The 20,834-nt window shown below is 37.6% G+C and carries 17 protein-coding genes; 15 read left to right on the top strand and 2 right to left on the bottom strand.

Annotation, left to right across the window (positions count from 1 at the left end):
- Positions 1–10 precede the first annotated feature (10 nt).
- Positions 11–1,054, bottom strand: coding sequence for a GGDEF domain-containing protein (locus ACTQZM_RS05875; protein ID WP_441653180.1), 1,044 nt, complete (start codon positions 1,052–1,054; stop codon positions 11–13).
- A 237-nt stretch (positions 1,055–1,291) separates the two neighbouring features.
- On the opposite strand from ACTQZM_RS05875, the gene glpK reads away from it, so the two are divergent.
- Positions 1,292–2,794, top strand: coding sequence for a glycerol kinase GlpK (gene glpK, locus ACTQZM_RS05880; RefSeq protein ID WP_441653181.1), 1,503 nt, complete (start codon positions 1,292–1,294; stop codon positions 2,792–2,794).
- Positions 2,795–3,145: 351 nt separating this feature from the next.
- Positions 3,146–3,802, top strand: a complete 657-nt coding sequence (locus ACTQZM_RS05885) for an HD domain-containing protein (protein WP_441653182.1) — start codon at positions 3,146–3,148, stop codon at positions 3,800–3,802.
- Positions 3,803–3,990: 188 nt separating this feature from the next.
- On the opposite strand, the gene ACTQZM_RS05890 is transcribed toward ACTQZM_RS05885, so the two are convergent.
- On the bottom strand, positions 3,991–4,872 hold the full coding sequence (locus ACTQZM_RS05890; RefSeq protein ID WP_441653183.1) for an Rpn family recombination-promoting nuclease/putative transposase: 882 nt from the start codon (positions 4,870–4,872) through the stop codon (positions 3,991–3,993).
- 760 nt (positions 4,873–5,632) lie between these two features.
- Here ACTQZM_RS05890 and rsmG point away from each other — a divergent pair.
- From rsmG to guaB, 13 genes are all read left to right on the top strand, one after another.
- Positions 5,633–6,349, top strand: coding sequence for a 16S rRNA (guanine(527)-N(7))-methyltransferase RsmG (rsmG, locus tag ACTQZM_RS05895; RefSeq protein ID WP_441653184.1), 717 nt, complete (start codon positions 5,633–5,635; stop codon positions 6,347–6,349).
- Positions 6,350–6,367: 18 nt separating this feature from the next.
- Positions 6,368–7,132: a ParA family protein gene (locus ACTQZM_RS05900; RefSeq protein ID WP_441653185.1), complete on the top strand. Its 765-nt coding sequence runs from the start codon at positions 6,368–6,370 to the stop codon at positions 7,130–7,132.
- Positions 7,122–7,997 (top strand): ParB/RepB/Spo0J family partition protein, encoded by an 876-nt coding sequence (locus tag ACTQZM_RS05905; protein WP_047242584.1) that lies wholly within the window; start codon positions 7,122–7,124, stop codon positions 7,995–7,997. The genes ACTQZM_RS05900 and ACTQZM_RS05905 overlap by 11 nt, the downstream gene beginning before the upstream one ends.
- 79 nt (positions 7,998–8,076) lie before the next feature.
- Positions 8,077–8,265, top strand: a complete 189-nt coding sequence (locus tag ACTQZM_RS05910) for a DUF951 domain-containing protein (protein WP_016250529.1) — start codon at positions 8,077–8,079, stop codon at positions 8,263–8,265.
- Positions 8,266–8,267: 2 nt separating this feature from the next.
- A complete protein-coding gene (gene ychF, locus ACTQZM_RS05915) occupies positions 8,268–9,368 on the top strand; it encodes a redox-regulated ATPase YchF (RefSeq protein WP_113827509.1) in 1,101 nt (366 codons plus the stop codon).
- Between the two features lie 97 nt (positions 9,369–9,465).
- Positions 9,466–10,164 (top strand): DUF1129 domain-containing protein, encoded by a 699-nt coding sequence (locus ACTQZM_RS05920; protein WP_441653186.1) that lies wholly within the window; start codon positions 9,466–9,468, stop codon positions 10,162–10,164.
- 495 nt (positions 10,165–10,659) lie between these two features.
- Positions 10,660–11,520: an Rgg family transcriptional regulator gene (locus ACTQZM_RS05925; RefSeq protein ID WP_441653187.1), complete on the top strand. Its 861-nt coding sequence runs from the start codon at positions 10,660–10,662 to the stop codon at positions 11,518–11,520.
- A 54-nt stretch (positions 11,521–11,574) separates the two neighbouring features.
- Positions 11,575–12,438, top strand: a complete 864-nt coding sequence (locus tag ACTQZM_RS05930; protein WP_441653188.1) for an Rgg family transcriptional regulator — start codon at positions 11,575–11,577, stop codon at positions 12,436–12,438.
- Positions 12,439–12,518: 80 nt separating this feature from the next.
- Positions 12,519–13,814 carry a radical SAM/SPASM domain-containing protein gene (locus ACTQZM_RS05935; protein ID WP_087402543.1) on the top strand — a complete coding sequence of 432 codons (1,296 nt, stop codon included), beginning with the start codon at positions 12,519–12,521 and terminating at the stop codon, positions 13,812–13,814.
- Between the two features lie 187 nt (positions 13,815–14,001).
- The gene (locus ACTQZM_RS05940; RefSeq protein ID WP_441653189.1) at positions 14,002–15,567 is read left to right on the top strand and encodes an ATP-binding cassette domain-containing protein; all 1,566 of its coding nucleotides are present in this window, start codon (positions 14,002–14,004) and stop codon (positions 15,565–15,567) included.
- Entirely contained in the window at positions 15,568–17,136 is a 1,569-nt protein-coding gene (locus tag ACTQZM_RS05945) for an ATP-binding cassette domain-containing protein (RefSeq protein ID WP_441653190.1), read from the top strand. It abuts the gene before it with no gap.
- 404 nt (positions 17,137–17,540) lie between these two features.
- A complete protein-coding gene (locus ACTQZM_RS05950; RefSeq protein ID WP_441653191.1) occupies positions 17,541–18,719 on the top strand; it encodes an MFS transporter in 1,179 nt (392 codons plus the stop codon).
- Positions 18,720–19,011: 292 nt separating this feature from the next.
- Positions 19,012–20,496, top strand: coding sequence for an IMP dehydrogenase (gene guaB, locus ACTQZM_RS05955; RefSeq protein WP_016250540.1), 1,485 nt, complete (start codon positions 19,012–19,014; stop codon positions 20,494–20,496).
- Positions 20,497–20,834 lie beyond the last annotated feature (338 nt).

The raw sequence follows: 20,834 nt of genomic DNA on the forward strand, positions 1-20,834 counted from the left end.
GTTAGTTATCTTAATCACTCAGAATTGTTTGGTTTCTTCCTTGTTCTTTGGCACGATACAAAGCTTGGTCTGCCCGATTGAGTGTTTTGAACAGATTTTCGTTTCTTTGTTTATGCGCAATCCCTTGTGAAAGTGTCACGGTGTATGGAAAATCAACTTGTTGCTGACAAAACGCAGGTAAATTCTCTTGTAGCTGCACTAAGTTTTCGCATGATTCGCTAAGATTATTTCCAAAGAGTACAATCACCATTTCCTCGCCGCCAAACCGAAAAATTCGTGCGTTTGAACTTTCGATTTGCCGGAGATAATCCGCCACGAATCTTAATACGCGATCTCCTACTGCATGTCCATAGGTGTCATTGAACTTTTTAAAATAATCAATATCTAAAATACCGATACAACACTCTTCGCCGCTATTTTCCAGGGACAGCAGGAGTTGGTTGAGCTTGCGGCGGTTTTGTAATTTCGTCAGTGGATCAAAGTTGCTCGCTTGATACACCTCAGATAAATCTTCAATATATAAGCTCATCAAGCCGTTGCCAACTACACCAGAAGCTAGTAATATCAAGCAATCCAGGATAATAGTTGGATTCAAACGCCCGAGCATTAAGTGTAGGATTATCGAACTTATGACCATGAAACTCATCGTCAGATTCATCTGATGAAAAATCGACAAATGCTTTTTACTGTACTTGCTAATCAAGGGTAGAGTGCCCATCAAATATAAATAAAAAAACAAATTAACCACGCTCATCAGATTCGATCCAAAGATAAAACGCGTTAATGAAAGGAAAAAGATACTAGCAATGACCACGGACCAATCGAAATAAATACAAGCAAGCGCAATCAAAATAAAGCGAAAATCAAAATGAATTTGAAACGCGACAAAGGAATAATTCATTAAAACCGTGCCAACTAATACCACCCAAAGACAGTAAAAACAGTTTCTTTTGAGCGGACCAGCCCGTTTTTGATCTAAATAATCATTCATTCGAAAATATAAGTAAATCGCCAAAGTCAAGACACTAATATTGGCTAGGATACTATAAAACAAACAAACACACTCTTTATTTTAAAACACTCTTTCCAATTTTTTTTATTATACCGCTAAATAGCAACTATTTCCAAATGTTATCTTTCAAACATAACAAAATAATATAAAGTATGAAATTTGCTTACCTGTTTTCATCTTGTCTAGATTGTGGTAGTCTATAGGTGGCAAACGATTGCAAGTATTAAAAAAAGTATGACCAACAATTCAATAAATAATAGAGAAATTTGAGGTGAAGAGATGCAAAGCCAATATATTTTATCCATCGACCAAGGAACGACGAGTAGTCGGGCCTTATTAATCAATCATCAAGGAGAAGTGGTCGCGAGCTCGCAAAAGGAATTTCCACAATATTTTCCTAAAGAAGGTTGGGTCGAGCATAATCCGTTAGAAATTTGGCATAGTGTGCAAACCGTGATGGCTGGGGCGTTTATCGAGTCTGGTGTCAAGGCGAGTCAAATTGCGGCCATAGGGATTACCAACCAACGTGAGACGACCATTATTTGGGATAAAAAAACAGGCAAGCCCATCTATCCAGCTGTGGTTTGGCAATCGCGACAATCCAGTCCACTCGCTGATCAATTAAAGCAGCAAGGTTTAGAAGAATGGTTTTATCAAAAGACCGGCCTTCGAATAGATGCTTACTTTTCAGCAACTAAAATTCGCTTTATTTTAGATGCAGTCCCTGGCGCGCAAGAACGAGCAGAAAAGGGTGAATTACTTTTTGGTACAGTGGATACCTGGTTGGCTTGGAATCTTACTGGTGGAGCAATCCATGTTACTGATTATACCAATGCTAGTCGAACAATGTTATTTAATATTCATCAATTAACTTGGGATGAAGAGATATTAAAATTACTAAATATACCAGAATGTATGCTGCCAGAAGTCAAAGAAAATTCGACTGTCTATGGCTATACGCAACCTGATGTCTTTTTTGGTTGTAAAGTGCCCATCGCAGCCATGGCCGGAGATCAACAAGCTGCACTTTTTGGCCAACTTGCTTTTGAAGAAGGCATGATAAAAAATACGTATGGGACGGGTTCATTTATTGTGATGAATACCGGTCATACGCCGAAACATTCGGATCATCAGCTGTTAACGACGATTGCCTATGGTTTGAATGGTAAAGTCAATTATGCGCTGGAAGGGAGCATTTTTGTGGCCGGTTCGGCGATTCAATGGCTACGTGATGGTTTGAGAATCATTAAAAGTGCCAAAGAAAGCGAACAAGCCGTCTTAAAAGCTAGTCTAGATGATGAAGTGTATGTCGTGCCGGCTTTTGTTGGATTAGGGGCACCATATTGGGATGCCGATGCAAGAGGGGCCATTTTTGGGCTTACTCGAGGGACGACGCGCGAAGATTTAATCAAAGCCACCTTACAATCTGTGGCCTATCAAGTGGTAGATATTATTGATACCATGCAAAAAGACACGCAATTAACCATTCCACAGCTGAAAGTGGATGGTGGGGCAGCTCGGAATCATTATTTGATGCAATTTCAAGCAGATTTATTAGATATCGAAGTCCAACAAGCCGGTAATTTGGAGACCACTGCCTTAGGTGTGGCTTATCTAGCTGGCTTAGCGGTTGGTTTTTGGCAAAATGTAGATGAACTCAAAGCCATTCATACCATCGGCGCAACTTTTACCCCACACATGAGCGAACAAGAACGCCACAAACGCCTAACCAACTGGCAAAAAGCCATCCAAGCCACCCAAAAATACAAACCAGTAAAATAAGGTTGTGAGGCAGCTTGGTAAGACATGAAGAAATTCGTGTGTTTACCTACCGCTGAGAAAATCGGATGAAAGGAGATTTTCTCAAGTGGGAGGGCGAATTTCACAATGTCTAGCTGCCGAACACCGTGAATAAAGGTTGTGAGAAGGGTTGGTCAGCTACAAGCAGCTAAGTTTGTCCGGAATGTCAGGAAAATCCTCTGCATTTAAAGATTTTCCTAGACAGGCCGGCTTAGATGCGATGTAGCTACCCTTCGAACACCGTGGAATAAGGTTGTAAATTGACTCGGTCAGCTACGAGCGGATTGCCCAATGTTGGCTATCATAACTAAAAAATAAAGTAAAGGACACAAAATGAATCCAAAACAAGAAAAAATCATTCAGCAAATCGAACAAAAAATGAAAAATCAATTTGGTGGGGAAAGTAGCGGCCATGATTATTGGCATCTAGTCCGAGTGAAAAATCTAGCTCAAAGTATTGCCAAAAAAGAATCCGCCAATCTATTTATTGTGACGTGTGCTGCGTTACTCCATGATGCGATTGATGAAAAATTAGTTTCAGATGTTGCCAAAGCGAAACGCCAATTACAAGAAGAGTTGCTAGAAGTGGGATTGACCGCAGAAGAAATAACATGGATTTTGCAAATTATGCAAGAAATTTCTTTTAAAGGTGGCCATAATCCGCAGACTCCTTCCACTTTGGAGGCAGAAATTGTCCAGGATGCTGACCGTCTTGATGCCATTGGAGCGATTGGGATTGCGCGGACCATGAGTTACTCAGGTTTTCATCATAGATTGATTCACGATCCTCAGAAAGTTCCACGTGAAACACTAACATTAGAAACTTATCGTAACGGTCAAGATACCGCGATAATGCATTTTTATGAAAAGTTATTGAAGTTAAAAGATTTGATGAACACTACGACGGCTAAACAAATGGCCCAACATCGTCATCAATATATGGAAGAATTTTTGACAGAATTCTATGCAGAATGGGAGGGCGAATGCTAAAAAACAAAAATAAATAAAGTTTTTACTCCTTGCTTTCTTATTTAGTTAGTGAGAAGTTTTTTGTAGCACAATTTCGAAAGTCTAGCTAAAATAAGGACTCAATAAAAGTAACTAAACGAAAAGAGCAAAAAGAAGGATATTCTCTTTGCTCTTTTTGTAGTCTAATTTCCGAATACAGACGATACTACTTACTCATTTTCTTCCACGTCATCTATTATTTGTTGTATCTCTTCATCAGTAAGTTTGCCTCTATATGCATTTTTGATAAATCGAAAAATAATATTAGGGGCAGTTTGATTCGCTTTAAACTCAATAATGATATTTCGTACCCCTTCTTTTCTTTCTTCTAGCCTTCCTTCTATTTTACCTTCTTTTCTACCTCTTTTCTCGCCTATTCTTTCTCCAATTAATCGCTCGTCTTCAAGTCTTGTTGCATAGTCCATCAGTTCTCGCCTCTTTTCTGAATCTTGGTTATAATAATCAATTTCCTTCATTAATTTACTTGCTAGGGGATTGGTTTGATTAGGCTTTTGGTTCATCACATCGATAATCCCTGCCAAATCATTTGATACTTCACCTTCCGTCCCCTTTGAATTGATAAAAAGCACATGTGAATGCGTATCTAAGCGTAAATTCCGAATCGTGTCTTCATATTGATGGAATTGGTAGCGGCGTAATCTATAGCTAAACGGATCAAATGCACATAAGAAAATAACAAAACTTTCTTTTAACTTATGGAAGTTCTGTCCTTTCATTAGGGTTTCATTATCAATTTGTGACTGATAATAGCGTGCACGTTTTCCTAAGTCGCCGGTATTTTCCACCTGCATTTCAATATCATAATAACGTTTTTGGTCATCTTGCACCACGGCATCAAATCTAACACCGCGAGTGGAGGCTACTGGGGTAATGTCGTGTTGGATCTCTTTATGAACAATGCTAGTAATGTTTAGTTCTGGTAAAATCGCGCGGATAATGGCTAAACAGTTCTCCTCACTTTTCATAATCCAACCAAAGATAATATCGTTGGTCAATCCAAAATACACTGGATTTTTATTTTCTTTTTTCATGAAAATATCCTTTCTTCTCCACAAATTTATTATACTATAAAACCTTTTCATTGGATATCAAAAGAAGTACGAACAGTCAACTCGCCATTGGACTCAAAAAATCCAAAAATCATCTAGTATAGTATCTGGAGTATAAGTTTTTTGCTGCTACTTATTAAATACGCAAAAAAATCTCAAAAGCGCGAAAAAACCTCCCAAAATTTTTGGAAGGCTTGTTCATTTATTTTTATCTTTTAGACATGTGCATACTTTTCAAATAATCATTCTATTCTGTATCACATACAACACTTTTTTAGGCGAACCAAATCCACCTATCCTTTGGCGTGCAAGGGGTAAAGCAATTTTTACGGATTGCAACTGTCAAAGATTATTCAGGTAAAAAAAGAGGTATACTGGGAAAACGAAAGCTGTAGACTTATTAGAAAGGTAATTCCTTCATTATATAAACCAAAATCACACTGCATCAAAAAGTTGGCAAGCCCACATTTTGTTCCACGTGAAACATTTAGGCAGAGAAATCAATAGAATAGGCATATATTTGCTGGGCCGGTCTTATTAAGCATGACTAGGGAGCGTATTTTGTCATTGACTAGTTTTAAGATAGAAAAATGCTATAATAGATGAAGGAAAAAGCTAGGTTGTTTTTGCGGATAAAGGTTTACACTTTGGCGGATTTACGGTAAAGTAGTAATTGTTCTGTGAAACAAAAATTCTGTTTCACAAAAGAATCAGTCCTAGTAGAAAAAATTGAGGTAAATAGATGAACCCAGAAGAATTTAAAGCAAGTTTGGCGGCAAAGGGTATCGAATTAACACCCGTCCAGGAACAGCAATTTGCACGATATTTTGCTTTGCTGGTGGAGTGGAATGAAAAGATGAATCTGACCGCCATTACGGAAGAAAAAGAAGTCTATCTCAAGCACTTTTATGATTCGATTATGCTTGGTTTGGCCCTACAATTAGACGAAAATGCCAAATTATGCGATGTCGGCTCAGGAGCGGGTTTTCCAAGTATTCCGTTAAAAATTGTTTTTCCTGAGTTAAAGGTGACGATTGTGGACTCGTTAAACAAACGCATCCAGTTTTTAACGCATTTAGCTGCTGAACTAGGCTTAGAACAGGTGGCGTTTTACCATGATCGGGCGGAAACTTTCGGGCAAAATCCTAAATTCCGCGCACAGTTTGACTATGTGACTGCACGGGCGGTGGCGAGATTGAATGTCTTGAGCGAATTGTGTCTGCCATTAGTGAAAAAACAAGGCTACTTCTATGCACTAAAAGCAGCGAAAAGTGAAGAAGAACTGCAAGAAGCGCAAAAAGCCATTGCCACATTAGGCGGAAAATTTATAGAAGATATTGCCTTTGCATTGCCGGAGTTAAACGATGAGCGCCATATTTTAGTGATTCAAAAGCGCAAAGAAACGCCGAATAAATATCCGCGCAAACCAGGATTACCCAATAAAAAACCGATTCAATAATTTATGGAGGTGCACGAGTTGGTACGCATTATTTCAGTAGCAAATCAAAAAGGAGGCGTTGGTAAGACAACAACGACCGTCAATTTAGGGGGTAGTTTAGCTTATCTTGGCAAAAAAGTGTTGTTAGTCGATATCGATGCCCAAGGAAATGCAACAAGCGGCGTGGGGATTAGAAAACCCGACGTCAAAGAAGATATTTACGATATTTTAGTCAATGAAGTCGACATTAAAGAGACGATTTTACCAACCAGTCGTGAAAATTTATTTATTGTGCCAGCGACTTTACAATTAGCCGGGGCCGAAATTGAATTGACTTCCATGATGGCTCGTGAGTCTCGTTTGAAATTAGCCTTAGATGAAATTAAAGCCGATTACGATTATATTTTGATTGATTGTCCGCCTTCTTTAGGTCATTTAACTATCAATGCTTTTACCGCGAGTGATTCCATTTTGATTCCGGTACAGTGTGAGTATTATGCCTTAGAAGGTTTGAGTCAGTTATTAAATACGGTTCGTTTGGTGCAAAAACATTTCAATCCAGATTTGGCCATTGAAGGTGTCTTGTTGACGATGTTTGATGCCAGAACCAATCTCGGAGCTGAAGTGGTCGAAGAAGTGCGCCGTTACTTCCAGGAAAAAGTGTATGAAACGGTAATCCCACGCAATGTCAGACTCTCAGAAGCACCAAGTCATGGCTTGAGCATTATCGATTATGATATTCGTTCAAAAGGAGCCGAAGTGTATCAAGCTCTAGCAAAGGAAGTGTTAGCGCGTGAAAAATAAAGGCAAAGGTTTAGGACGTGGCATCGATGCGTTATTCCAAGATATTGAAGAAGTCGATGTGAAAAAAGAAGAAGTATTGGACTTACCGCTCAATGAATTGCGACCAAATCCTTATCAACCGCGAAAAACTTTTGATGAGCAGTCGTTAAAAGAATTGGCCAACTCCATCGAACGTTCTGGCGTGTTTCAACCGATTATTGTCCGTCGTTCACAGATTAAAGGATATGAAATCATTGCCGGAGAACGTCGCTTTAGAGCTTCAAAACTTGCGGGCAAAACGAATATTCCTGCAATTATCCGTAACTTTGACGAAGAGATGATGATGCAAATTGCGGTCTTGGAAAACTTGCAGCGTGAAGATTTAAATCCGCTAGAAGAAGCCGAGGCCTATGATATGCTGATGAAAAACTTGAAATTAACGCAAGCGCAAGTGGCTGAGCGTTTAGGCAAGAGTCGTCCGTATATCGCCAATTATTTGCGCTTGTTATCTTTACCAAAATTAGTCAAAGAAATGGTCCAAGAAGAGCGCCTATCGATGGGACAAGCCCGCACACTACTAGGCTTAAAAGATAAGAGCAATTTATTAAAACTAGCCAACCGTTGCGTCAAAGAAAATCTTACTGTCCGTCAATTGGAAAAACTAGTTTCTGAGATGAATGAAGCCAAAGAGAAGAAAAAAATTCCGCGCTTGATGAAGGAAAAACCGTATTATTTACGTGAAAGTGAAGAGCGTTTGATGGATAAATTTGGCACCAGTGTAGCGATCCAAGAGAAAAACGGCAAAGGAAAAATCGAAATCGAATACCTTTCACAAAATGATTTAACCCGTATTTTAGATATTTTGGATATTCATTTTGATTCATAAAAACAAGGAAGCAATTTGCTAGGCTATTCCTTGATGAAAGTCCGTGAAAAATTAGCGAAAAAAGAAATAGGTGAGGCGTATGTTTGATTTAAATGATATTGTTGAAATGAAAAAACCGCATGCCTGTAAGACGAATCGTTGGCAAATCATTCGCATGGGTGCCGATATCAAAATAAAATGTCTAGGATGCGAGCATATCGTCATGATGCCTAGACGCGAATTTACCAAAAAAATGAAGAAAATATTAGTGAAAGCTGAGGAACAATAAAAATGGCATTAACTGCTGGAATTGTAGGTTTACCAAATGTCGGCAAATCTACTTTATTTAACGCAATTACAAAAGCTGGCGCAGAAGCAGCGAACTATCCTTTTGCGACCATCGATCCTAACGTCGGCATGGTGGAAGTCCCTGATTGGCGTTTGAAACGATTAACAGAATTAGTCAAACCGAAAAAAGAAGTCCCAACCACCTTTGAATTTACCGATATTGCCGGAATTGTAAAAGGAGCAAGTAAAGGGGAAGGACTAGGAAACCAATTTTTAAGCCACATTCGTCAAGTGGATGCGATTTGTCATGTGGTCCGTTGCTTTGACGATGAGAATATTACTCACGTTGAAGGTCGCGTGGATCCGATTGCCGATATCGAAACGATTAATTTAGAGTTGGTGCTAGCGGACTTGGAATCTGTGAACAAACGCTATACTCGTGTAGCCAAAGTCGCTAAAACCAAAGATAAAGATGCGGTGGCGGAATTGGCAGTCTTAGATAAGATTAAACCTGTTTTAGAAGAAGGAAAATCTGCTCGTAGCGTCGAATTTAGTGAAGAAGAACAAAAAATTGTGAAGGGCTTATTCCTATTGACGACCAAACCGGTATTATATGTCGCAAATGTGTCTGAAGATGAAGTGGCAGATGGCGAGAACAATCCGTATGTCAAACAAGTAAAGGAATTTGCAGCAAGTGAAAATGCAGAAGTCATCATTGTTTGTGCACGGGCAGAAGAAGAAATTGCCGAGTTAGAAGAAGAGGACAAAGCTGAATTTTTAGAAGCGATGGGGATTGAAGAATCAGGCTTAGATCAATTAATTCGTGCAGCCTATGATTTATTAGGTTTAGCGACTTACTTTACAGCCGGTGAGCAAGAAGTCCGTGCTTGGACCTTTAGAAAAGGGATGAAAGCTCCTCAATGTGCGGGGATTATCCACTCTGACTTTGAACGAGGCTTTATCCGTGCTGAAACTGTATCTTTTGAAGACTTAGATCATTATGGCACGATGCATGCGGCTAAAGAAGCTGGTCGTGTCCGTTTAGAAGGTAAAGATTACGAAGTGCAAGACGGCGATATTATGCTCTTTAGATTTAACGTTTAAAAAAGTTCTATCACAAAGCCTAAAATTTTGTTACAATGTAGATAAGAATCCGCTTTACTGACTATTCAGTAATTGGAAAGGGGAACTTGGAAAGTAGATGGAAGTAGAAACACTTAGAGAATATGTTGCACAAAACCGCGAGCTAGAAACACAACTCACCAAGCGTAATCAGCAATATATTTTTGACTTGAAAAAAGCATTAAACGCAGCGAACCTCTCTGAAGAAGAATTAGCCGTTGTTTTACATGAGATGTTGCCAGTTTTGGTGCGTGAACAAAAAAGTGGCGTCACTGCGCGTCAATTGTTTGGCACTGTTTCTGAGCGTACAGATGCGATTATTAATAAACCAGCCGAAGAAGCCAAACCAAATAGCCAACCAGTGATGATTTGGTTAGATAATTTCTTATTGTTATTGGGATTATTCGGTCTGTTTATCGGTCTAGTTGCTCAGTTTAGTAAAGGACAAGCCCAACCATATGGCGTGTTGACGTTATTTGGTACAGCGGCAGTCGGTGGCTGGGTCTTCTATCTGATGCACCGCTATGTCTATCAATACCAAATGCCTGGCGCAGATGTGAAAAAACGTCCTCGTGGGGGCAAAGTCATTGCAATCTTAGTTGGTAGCTTTGCATTATGGTTTGTCGTAATCATGGGAAGTGCCTTGATTCCACAGCCAATCTTAAATCCAATTATCATGATGATTTTAGGGGCCATTGCTTTAGGTTTGCGTTTCTATTTGAAGAAAAAATTCAATATCGTCAGCAGCCTATCCAGCCCACGTACTCGTCAAAAATAACTAATTGAAACAATCAACAGCCTACAAACGTCTTTTTTCAGAGATGTTTGTGGACTGTTTTTTTTAGCAATTTGATTGAACTCATTTATACAGGATGAATCATGGATATCCTATACACAATAGTTATTGAAGAATAGTTACATTATATTATGTCGATAGCAAGTAGATATTGTTGCTACAAACAGATTCACTTATAATAGGAATAGGTTGTAAATCTATAAAAAGTATTCGTTTTTTGGTGGTATATTAATGTAACACATGAGTACTTGCTTGAAGGAGGTATTGCGGATCTTTTGAAGTCTTTTAAATAAAACATTATTTATTAAATTATAGGAATAATGATGAAACCTCCGAGAAGTAAGAGTATTTTTAAGGTGTTTTGTATTTTCTTATTCAATATGAAATCATCTCCTTTAAAAACAATTATGCCTATATATTAGTAGAAAATTCACATGTATCATTTTATTTCCCATATAAGGGATAAGGGGGAGAGTTATGGAAAAATTTGGAACGGTATTTAAAAAATTACGAGAATCTAGACATCTAAGCTTAGCAGATATTTCAAAAATGGGCGTTTCTACTTCACAAATATCACGCTTTGAAAATGGTGAAAGTGACTTGACGATTACGAAATTCATTGCAATCTTGAAAAAAATGAATATTTCCATTGATGAATATCTTTATGTCGTTAATAACTTTAAAAGAGATGATTTGAGTGAACTTTTGTATCAGATAAATAAATATCTCATAAACCATGATGCTAAGGGATTGAAAAACTTATTAGTTATTTACCAAGAAAAGACGGATGATTCAATTTATCATAGGTTGCATATTTTGATTATAAAAATTAGATTGTCATTTTTAAATTCTTGTAATCAGTATGAATTAAAGGATATTAAAGAGTTAAGCGAGTATTTATTTAGTGTCGAATATTGGGGAATATATGAACTATTAATTTTTTCCAGTGTGATTGATGTGTTAGAACCGCAATTATATATGACGTTGTTACGAGAGATGAATCGACGAGTGGATTTTTATAAAGATATTCCTAGAAATAAAAAGTTAATTATCATTATGAATATCAATGCTTATATTACCTGTGTTGAGGCAAATGATTTTATTTCAGCGGATTATATCGAAAAACAAATTGTACGAATGGATATTGAAGAGACGGATTTATATGAGCGGTTGTTTTTTAAATATGCTAAAAATATTTATAATTATAAAGTTTCAAAAGATGAGAAATATTTAGAAGTGATTAACAAAATTATTGCTGCAGTCAAAATAGCGGATAGCCAGCATCTAGCTGAAAATTTTGAGGAACATTTAAATAAGGTACTGCAGCTAAATGAGTAAAGGGATTGCCTAGTAAGTTTTTGTTTATCCCATATATGCAAGGAGTAGGATATTATGGAGAACTATGGAGAAATTTTTAAAACTTATCGCGAAGCAAGAGGGTTAAGTCTAAAAGATATTGCTGAAAGTGGTTTATCTACTTCACAGTTATCTAGATTTGAAAAAGGAGAAAGCGATTTAACGATAACAAAATTTATTAAGGCTTTACGAAAAATCAAAATGCCTGTAGATGAATTTATGTATGTAATGAACGATTTTAAAAAAGATGAAATAAGTGGTTCATGGGAAAAAATACAAACGCTATTCTATAGTAAAGATGTAGCTGGATTAAATAAGTTGTTGATTGCACAGAAAGAAAAAACAGATGAATTAAATATTTTTAAACGTTTAAATACTATTATTATTAAGATATATTTAGGAAATCTTACGAATAAAAAAACACATAGTGAAGAGGATATGGAATTTGTCATTGATTATTTGATGAAAGTGGATTATTGGGGAGAATATGAATTATTGATTTTTTCTAATTTGTTATCCTCTTTAAATCACGAAATGAGTATGATGCTGTTAAAAGAAATGAATCGTCGGACGGATTTGTATAGAGAGATTTCAAAAAATAGAAGAATCATTGCTTCGATGAATGTTAATGCCTTTATTATGTGTATTGAACGAAATAAATGGTTAGATGCACATTATTTTGAAAAACAACTAGAAATGACCTTTTTTAAGGAAACAGAAATTTATGAACGTTATTATTTTTATTTTGCTAAACAAATGCTCAGATATAAAAAAGATGGAGAGGATAACGCGATTATCGAAATGAAAAAGATTATTGCTGGATTAAAATTGGTGGATTGCCATAATATTGCCAGTTCATTTGAAGAAGAATTAGCTAAAATGTTGGGTAGTGATAGCTAGATTGCATATATGGGATGAATTTTAGATTAATGGAATTTGGGTATATAATGGGCTCATAGATAGCTCGGAGGTGTTTAAACATGAAATTATCGCCTTATATTCTTCATACCGATACTGACGAGGGTAGAGTTTATTATAATACCAAAAATAATCATTCATTTTTTATCAGCTCTCGATTAGTTGAGAAGATGAAAGATGATGTAGAAATACAAAATCAGTATGAAACATATTTAAAATCCTATCACTATAACCAAGAAGATAATGAATTCGAAAAAGTCACAGCTAAGATTACAAAAACGGACGAAAAAATTCTAGAGTTCACAATTTTAACACATGGAGATTGTAATTTTAGATGTAAATATTGCTATGAAAAATTTGAAGATATTGTAATGAGTGAAGAAGTGGAACAGGCAATTAGTGAATTTGCTGAAAAATTATTGTCTGTAAAAAATTATAAGCAATTTCATGTTCACTGGTTTGGCGGGGAACCACTTTTAGGCTATCGAACCATTAAAGCTTTATCTAGTAAATTTCAAGAATATTGTGATAGGTATGGAGTTACCTATTCTTCAGATATTACAACAAACGGATTTCTTCTTACGCGTAATAAACAAGCAGAACTTATTGAAAAATGTTCAGTTACTAGCTTTCAGATTACAGTAGATGGTGATCAAGAAGGACATGATAGCCAACGTGTTTTAGCAAATGGTCAAGGTTCTTATCAAAGGATATTGAATAATTTAAAACAACTATCTTCTAGTACTTTTCAATTTAATTGCATAATTAGATTTAATTTATCTGAATCGAATTTGGTTTCGGTAAGTAATTTTTTAGATCAAGATGGTAAATTTTTGAAAAATGATGAAAGATTTGAGTTACTTTTTTACAACGTTTCTGATTGGGGACAAGGATCTAGAGAAAAAGATTATTGTGTACGAATGTTAGCAGAGGATAGGAGTTATGAATTTGCTAGAAAAGCCTATGAAAATGGGTATAAACTCAACTATCCAGAAAGTTTGTTGCATAATTCATTTACTTGTTATGCCAATCGATTAAACCATTATATGTTCAACGTTAGAGGAATTATACAGGCGTGTACGATTGATTTGTATAGTTCACAAAACGTTTTTGGAAATATTGTTACGAAAAGTATCAATGAAACTAAGCGGAAACATTGGGTCAAAAATATAGATGTTGAAAGATGTCAGGATTGTCCCTATGTGTTGATATGCAAGTCTGGTCATTGTCCTTTAGTTAGGAATAGTAAAACTAGCTCTTGGGAGAGGCTGTGTCAATCGAATAAAAGACGGATACAGAAGAGTTTAGCTTTATTTGCACTGACAAAAGGTTATAACGATGTGCTTGACGTATTATAAATGAAAGGAGTTTTACTTTATGAATATTTCAGAAAACAAAACATTTAACGCTGAGCGTGAAATAAGTGTTAATATAAACTTTTTCTGCGCTAATTCATAAGAAGCATTGAAAGTTAAGGTATAAGTGTGTCTCCCCCACATATACCTTAACTTCTTTTATTTGAAAACAGAAAAAAGGAGTGTTTTTATGCGGTTATTTCGTTATGTACATCGCTGGCGCTTAGGATTCTTCGTCATGGCAGTTCTCGGCGCCTTTTGGGGGTTAGTTTCGCCCATCGTCATTGACAAAGTGTTAAATACAGATCAGCTAACGGACATGGCTTCGTTATTGAAGTTGACTTTATCTGGTCTAGGTGTGTATGTGCTTTTTAATGGTTTGCAGTATCTATCCGATGTAGTAACCTCTGAAGCCACACAAGAAGCTTTGGTCAATATTCGTCGACAATTGGTGCAACGGAAATTATATGCCAATGAAAAAGCAGCCAAATCCGATGCCATTAATCTCTTGAGCCAAGATGTCGAATTTTTCCATGATTACTATGTAGAAGAAGTGTTTAAATTTGTTGCCATGCTACTTAGTTTTTGTGCAGTGTCGGGTTATCTTATCTTACAAAATGTGAAACTCGGTCTACTATTTGTTATTCTTTCTTTATTGCGACCACTGCCACAATTATTACTAAATAGCTATACGGAAAAAGTCGGTGAAGCGCAAGGGGTTGCCCGTAACGAGGTGATGGCGCAGTTGATGGATTTTGTGAAAGGTCGAGGCACCATTTTACATAATCAAGCCAATCAAGCGACATTTGCCGATATGAAAACGCAGATTATGGATTATGAAAGTAAACGTGCGAAATACTACTATATCTATAATTTTCTATTCTTCTTTAATGGGATTACTATGTTTTTAGGTCGAGTAGTACCGATTGCCTTATACTTTTTATTCCCTCACTTTTTTGAAGAAACGAATTTTGCAGCACTTGTGGCGATGTTTATTGCTTCAGGTACATTAACAAATCCATTACAAACGATGATGTACTCGCTGTTAGCCTTTCAAGAAGCAAAAAGCACGACAGAAAAAGTCTATGCGGTGCTCGATGAAGTCCCTGAAAGTCCGCAAACGAATTATGTCGAACAGCTTCAACGTTTGGTCTGTACGGATGTTGCGAAAAGCTTTGATAAAAAACGTATTTTACAGGATTTTAACTATACTTTTGAAGCCGGCAAGCATTATTTAATTCGTGGGGCAAGTGGTAGTGGTAAGAGTACCTTACTCAAGCTCATTAGTAAAGAAGAAACCCTCGATGCAGGGAAGATTGCAGTTTATGATCATTTACAGCACTCCTTTACAGACTTTACGCAAAATGTCGGGATGATTCAGCAAAATCCGTATCTATTCAATGCGACTATCCGCGAAAACCTCAGCCTTGGTCAAGATTTTCAAGACGAGCAATTGTTAACGGTCTTACAACAAGTCGGATTGGATCAAGAATTTCCTGAAGGTTTGGATTTTCAAGTGGAAGATAATGGGAAAAATGTTTCTGGCGGTCAGCGGGTACGTCTAGAGATTGCACGCTTTTTATTGCGGCAAAAAGATATCCTACTCGCCGATGAAATTACTGCGGCACTCGATCCAGCAAATGCACGTAAAGTCCGTCAACTCCTACTTTCACTACCAATTATGATTATCGAAGTAGCACATTATGTAGACGATTTAAGTGTATATGATGCAGTGATTGATTGGGAGGTGGCTTAGATGTTTGTCAAAATTATGGGAAAAAAGGTTGTAGCTCTTTTAATACTATTAGGCTTTATTTCAACGCTGTGTATTTTGTGTGAACCATTGATTTTAAAACGACTTTTCACGCTTGAACACGCACAAGGAATGGATCAAGTCTGGAGCTTTATCTTCTATGGTTTGTGCGTTTATCTTTTACTTTATGCCTTGATGTTAGCGGATAATCTGTTGAGCAATTATTATATGGTCTATCGTACGGGCGAGTTGCGAGTGAAACTGTATCAGCTACTCACGACACGCAAGCACTCCTATACTGAAGACGAGCAAATTGCTATTTTAACGCAAGATGTCGAATTCTTCTTTCAACAATATATGACAATGGCATTATTGGTACTAGTGAGAATACAATTCATCATCGTGTTGTCTGCGTATTTGTTATATCAAAATGTCATTGTAGGTGCATTATTTATTGTTTGTGCGACGTTATCGATTTTTGTTCGTCACGCCTTTGATAAAAAAATTGACGAATCAGGGGGCAAGCAATCAACGACTCGTAGTACCTTGCTATCAAAAATCATGGACGCGATGAATGGTCAGCAAACTTTACGCATGAATCAAGCTTTGGATGCTGCTTTTTCACAAGTGAATGACGCAACAGTCGCTTATGAAAATGCGCGAAAAAAAGCGACTGTCATCCGTAAAGGGGCACAATTTGTTTTAGGTTTAGTTGGCTTTATTGCGCAAGTCTTACCATTGTTTATCGGTTTTTATCTTCAAAGTTTGGGTGTTTCTGGGGTAACGATGGCGAGTTTGATTGCGATGTTTGTAGCGTCTAGATCTTTTGGTACTAGCATAGGTGAAGCGATTGACTGTTATAATCAGCTTAGAGCAAGTAATTCCATCAAAGATAAATTTGTCGAAATCTTTGCATTAGAAGAGACTCCTCTGATTGTTCATCCAGCTGCAAATGCCCAACTTTCACAATTACAAGTGCAAGATTTAGCGAAAAGTTTTGGCGAACGTATCTTGTTTACAAACTTTTCACAAGCTTTTGAACGCGGCAAAAAATATCTCTTAACTGGTCCGAGTGGTTGTGGGAAATCAACCTTCTTTGCGATGCTTTTAGGCGATGAAACGTTGGATGAGGGACAAATTATTTTCCGTGAAAAAAATGGTCAGACAGTGGACAATTTTGCGGCTAATATTGGCTTGATTTCACAAAGTCCGCATTTATTTAATCAGACCATCCGTTACAATTTAGCGTTAGGTTCTGATTTTACCGATGAACAAATGCTAAAAGCGCTCGATCAAGTAGGGTTAACTTCGGAATTTACCGATATTTTGGATGTGAAAATTGAAAACAATGGGGAAAATATCTCCGGTGGGCAGAAGATTCGCCTAGAGATTGCGCGTTCGTTACTGCGTCAAAAGGAAGTACTTTTAGTTGATGAAGCCACGGCCTCCCTTGACCCAGAAAACGCCAAAAAAGTCCACGAATTGATTTTGAGCCTACCACTAACCATTATCGAAATCGCCCACCATATCGACCAAAAAGCACACTACGACCAAATCATCGCATTGAAATAAAAGGTTGTGAAGCGACTCGGTCAGCCTCGAGCGGAGAAATTTTTCCAAGATATTAGAAAGAGTCATAAAGCTTATTCAATATAAACAAAAACACCTGTAAGTTTCGTGCTTGCAGGTGTTTATTTATGTGCTTTTATATTTATAAAAATGAATCAAGATAGTCTAACTGAATCTCATCGAATTTTCATTTTTATATTGACATTGTGAAAAAATTACGATACGCTTAAAACAACAAAAACGTGATAGTAAAACAGAGAGGAAGAAGTTAAATGTAAGATACGAAACATCGAACTATAACAGGCGAACGGTATTGCTAGCTCGCTTGTCTCATTGAATTGAATAGCCAAAAAAGCTAGAGATGCTAAATTTCGCCTGATCATCTATGATTAAAGGAGAGATTTTTCGTGTTTCGTTCATTTTATCTTTTAGTAACTTCGCAATCGCTAGCTAACTTGGCTGATGTTTTTTTACGCTTAAGTTTGATAGCGGATATTTATTTAGTCACGCATTCTGTGATGGCTACCACCGTCATTCCTGTATTAATTGGTTTAAGTGCTTTTATCTCCAGCTTTTTGGTGCCATTAGTGACCAAAAAATTGCCAATGAATCAAGTATTGAGTTTTACGCAACTGGCTAAGACGCTACTTTTACTCTTATTGGTCGTTAGTTTAAACATTTGTGCTTATCCTATTGCCGTTGTTTACATTTGTATTGTAGGGATTTCGATTTTTGATGGTTTTGCGCAGCCGGTGAGTACTGCTTTAATTCCTACCTATTTGACAGATTTAGCTAGAGGAAATGCCTTGTTTGCGACCGTTAGTGAGATTATTTCGGTTGTCGGCTGGTCCTTAGGTGGTATCTTGTATGGCTATTTGCATTTAGTAGGTAGCTTGTGGGTTATTTTTGCGTTGTATTTGTTGGCGAGCATCCTATCCTTTGTTTTGCCTACTGCCCAGTGTGAGGTTATCGAAAATGAGACCAGTTGGCAAAGTGTGACAAAAGGATGGCGCTTCATTTTTACAAACAAGACATTGAGTGTGGTGGTCGGTTGTAATTTGTTCGAAATTTTAGCCAATAGCATTTGGGTTTCCTCAATTATTTTGGTTTTCGTTACGCAGATTTTGCATCAAGATGAGCATTATTGGGGATATATCAACACGACTTATTCACTGGGCATCATTTTAGGTGGTGCTTTGATTTATCGCTATGCTGAAAAGGTGAGTGGCAAAAAGGGTAAGAGTATTATTTTTGCGTTACTTTTTGCTGCGAGTATGACGTTGCTTGGCTTAGTGAGTGCGAATGCTTGGATTTTTCTTATTTGTTCAGTGGGGATTGGCTTCTTCTCACAATTGAAGGAAATTCCGGAAACCGTCTTACTTCAATCAGCGGTGGCAGAAAATCAGTTGGTCCATCTATATGCTGCCTTAGAAGTGATTAGTACGCTTAGTTTTTCTTTATTTACTCTAGTCATGAGTAGTCTAGCCCAGTATTTTGGCGTTCGTGTTGTATTTATGATTGCTATTTTGGCCTTGGTCGTTGAAGCGTGGATTTATTATCGTAATCAAAATCTTATAAACGAATAGACACAAATACCTGTAAGTTTCGTGCTTGCAGGTGTTTTTGCGGTGTGTCTATGGAAGAATGGTCAGAAAATGAGCGACAAATGAGCGATAAATGATTGATAAAATGAGCGATAAATTCCCCCCAACCTTAGCAATTTGATGAGAATCTAGTCAGAATCCTTGACTTCTCTTGTTTTTTTTGCTATGTTCATCATTAAAAATATCCAAATTTTTATGCCGGACCAATCGCTGAAAATCACGATTGTTTGACATAAAACCAATCAAAAATTTATTAAACGAGGTGTGTGAAGAAATGTCAAATTGGGAGACTAAATTCGCGAAAAAAGGATTAACGTTCGATGATGTTTTGCTTATCCCAGCAGAAAGTCACGTCTTGCCAAATGATGTCGATATGAGCGTGCAACTTGCGAAAAATATTAAGTTGAACATTCCTATTATTAGTGCAAGCATGGATACCGTCACTGATAGCAAAATGGCGATTGCAATGGCACGTCAAGGTGGATTAGGGGTTATTCACAAAAATATGTCCATCGAAGCTCAAGCAGATGAAGTTCGTAAGGTAAAACGTTCAGAAAGTGGCGTTATCATTGATCCATTCTTCTTAACACCACAAGATTTAGTCAGTGATGCAGAACACTTGATGAGTAAATATCGCATTAGTGGGGTGCCAATTGTTGAAACATTGGAAAACCGCAAATTAGTCGGTATCATTACCAACCGTGACATGCGTTTTGTGACAGATTATTCGATTGCAATTGAACAAGTCATGACGAAAGAAAATCTAGTGACAGCGCCAGTTGGAACTTCACTAAAAGATGCCGAAAAGATTTTACAACAACATAAAATCGAAAAATTACCAATCGTGGATGAAGCAGGTCGTCTAAGTGGTTTAATTACGATTAAAGATATCGAAAAAGTAATTGAATTTCCAAATGCAGCTAAAGATGAACATGGTCGTCTATTAGTGGCTGCAGCTGTTGGGGTTACAAGTGATACTTTTGAACGTGCCCAAGCGTTATTGCAAGCCGGTGCTGATGCGATTGTAATTGATACTGCGCATGGTCATAGTGCAGGGGTTTTACGCAAGATTAAAGAAATCCGCGAAACTTTCCCTGAAGCGACTTTAATTGCCGGAAATGTAGCGACTGCAGAAGGTACGAAGGCTTTATATGATGCCGGTGTCGATGTCGTCAAAGTTGGAATCGGACCTGGTTCTATTTGTACGACTCGTATCGTTGCGGGTGTTGGTGTGCCACAATTAACAGCGATTTACGATGCGGCTAGTGTGGCTCGTCAATATGGAAAAGCAATCATTGCCGATGGAGGAATCAAGTACTCAGGTGATATCGTGAAAGCTTTAGCCGCTGGTGGTTTTGCGGTGATGCTAGGAAGTATGTTAGCTGGTACGGATGAATCTCCAGGTGAATTCGAAATCTACCAAGGTCGTCGCTTCAAGACTTATCGTGGTATGGGATCATTAGGGGCGATGGAAAAAGGTTCAAGTGACCGTTACTTCCAAGGTGGCGTGAACGAAGCCAATAAACTTGTCCCAGAAGGAATTGAAGGTCGTGTCGCTTACAAAGGTAGTGTAGCCGATATTATCTTCCAAATGATTGGTGGATTGAAAGCTGGTATGGGTTATGTCGGAGCCGCTAATTTAGAAGCTTTACGTGAAAATGCCCAATTTGTACGTATGAGTGGCAATGGCTTACGTGAATCTCACCCACATGACGTCCAAATCACTAAAGAAGCACCAAACTACTCCGCCGAATTTTAATAAAAGGTTGTGAGGCAGCTTGGAAAGCCTCGAAGAAATTCGTGTGCTTACCTACCACTGCGAAAATCGGATGAAAGGAGATTTTTGCAAGTGGGAGGGCGAATTTCACAATGTCTAGCTGCCGAACACCGTGAATCAAGGTTGTGAGCCGGGTCGGTCAACTCCAAGCAGCTAAGATCCGAATTGGCAGAAAAGTCCGCAAGGTTAAAGACTTTTCTAGCCAAGGCGGCTTAGATGCACAGGAGTTACCCGGCGAACACAGATTAAAACAAGGTTGTGAGCTGGGTCGAACAGCCACGAGCGGATAGAGCAAATCAAAAAATCCTAGTCTACTTTTT

The sequence above is a fragment of the Enterococcus cecorum genome (genome assembly GCF_052119425.1).
GTDB classification, from domain to species: domain Bacteria; phylum Bacillota; class Bacilli; order Lactobacillales; family Enterococcaceae; genus Enterococcus_E; species Enterococcus_E cecorum_C.

What these genes read in the sequence shown, in the direction of transcription:
- glpK (WP_441653181.1), top strand. Translation starts at nt 1,292, where the DNA reads ATGCAAAGCCAATATATTTTATCCATCGACCAAGGAACGACGAGTAGT.
- ACTQZM_RS05885 (WP_441653182.1), top strand. Translation starts at nt 3,146, where the DNA reads ATGAATCCAAAACAAGAAAAAATCATTCAGCAAATCGAACAAAAAATG.
- ACTQZM_RS05890 (WP_441653183.1), bottom strand. Translation starts at nt 4,872, where the DNA reads ATGAAAAAAGAAAATAAAAATCCAGTGTATTTTGGATTGACCAACGAT.
- rsmG (WP_441653184.1), top strand. Translation starts at nt 5,633, where the DNA reads ATGAACCCAGAAGAATTTAAAGCAAGTTTGGCGGCAAAGGGTATCGAA.
- ACTQZM_RS05910 (WP_016250529.1), top strand. Translation starts at nt 8,077, where the DNA reads ATGTTTGATTTAAATGATATTGTTGAAATGAAAAAACCGCATGCCTGT.
- ychF (WP_113827509.1), top strand. Translation starts at nt 8,268, where the DNA reads ATGGCATTAACTGCTGGAATTGTAGGTTTACCAAATGTCGGCAAATCT.
- ACTQZM_RS05920 (WP_441653186.1), top strand. Translation starts at nt 9,466, where the DNA reads ATGGAAGTAGAAACACTTAGAGAATATGTTGCACAAAACCGCGAGCTA.
- ACTQZM_RS05925 (WP_441653187.1), top strand. Translation starts at nt 10,660, where the DNA reads ATGGAAAAATTTGGAACGGTATTTAAAAAATTACGAGAATCTAGACAT.
- ACTQZM_RS05930 (WP_441653188.1), top strand. Translation starts at nt 11,575, where the DNA reads ATGGAGAACTATGGAGAAATTTTTAAAACTTATCGCGAAGCAAGAGGG.
- ACTQZM_RS05935 (WP_087402543.1), top strand. Translation starts at nt 12,519, where the DNA reads ATGAAATTATCGCCTTATATTCTTCATACCGATACTGACGAGGGTAGA.
- ACTQZM_RS05940 (WP_441653189.1), top strand. Translation starts at nt 14,002, where the DNA reads ATGCGGTTATTTCGTTATGTACATCGCTGGCGCTTAGGATTCTTCGTC.
- ACTQZM_RS05945 (WP_441653190.1), top strand. Translation starts at nt 15,568, where the DNA reads ATGTTTGTCAAAATTATGGGAAAAAAGGTTGTAGCTCTTTTAATACTA.
- guaB (WP_016250540.1), top strand. Translation starts at nt 19,012, where the DNA reads ATGTCAAATTGGGAGACTAAATTCGCGAAAAAAGGATTAACGTTCGAT.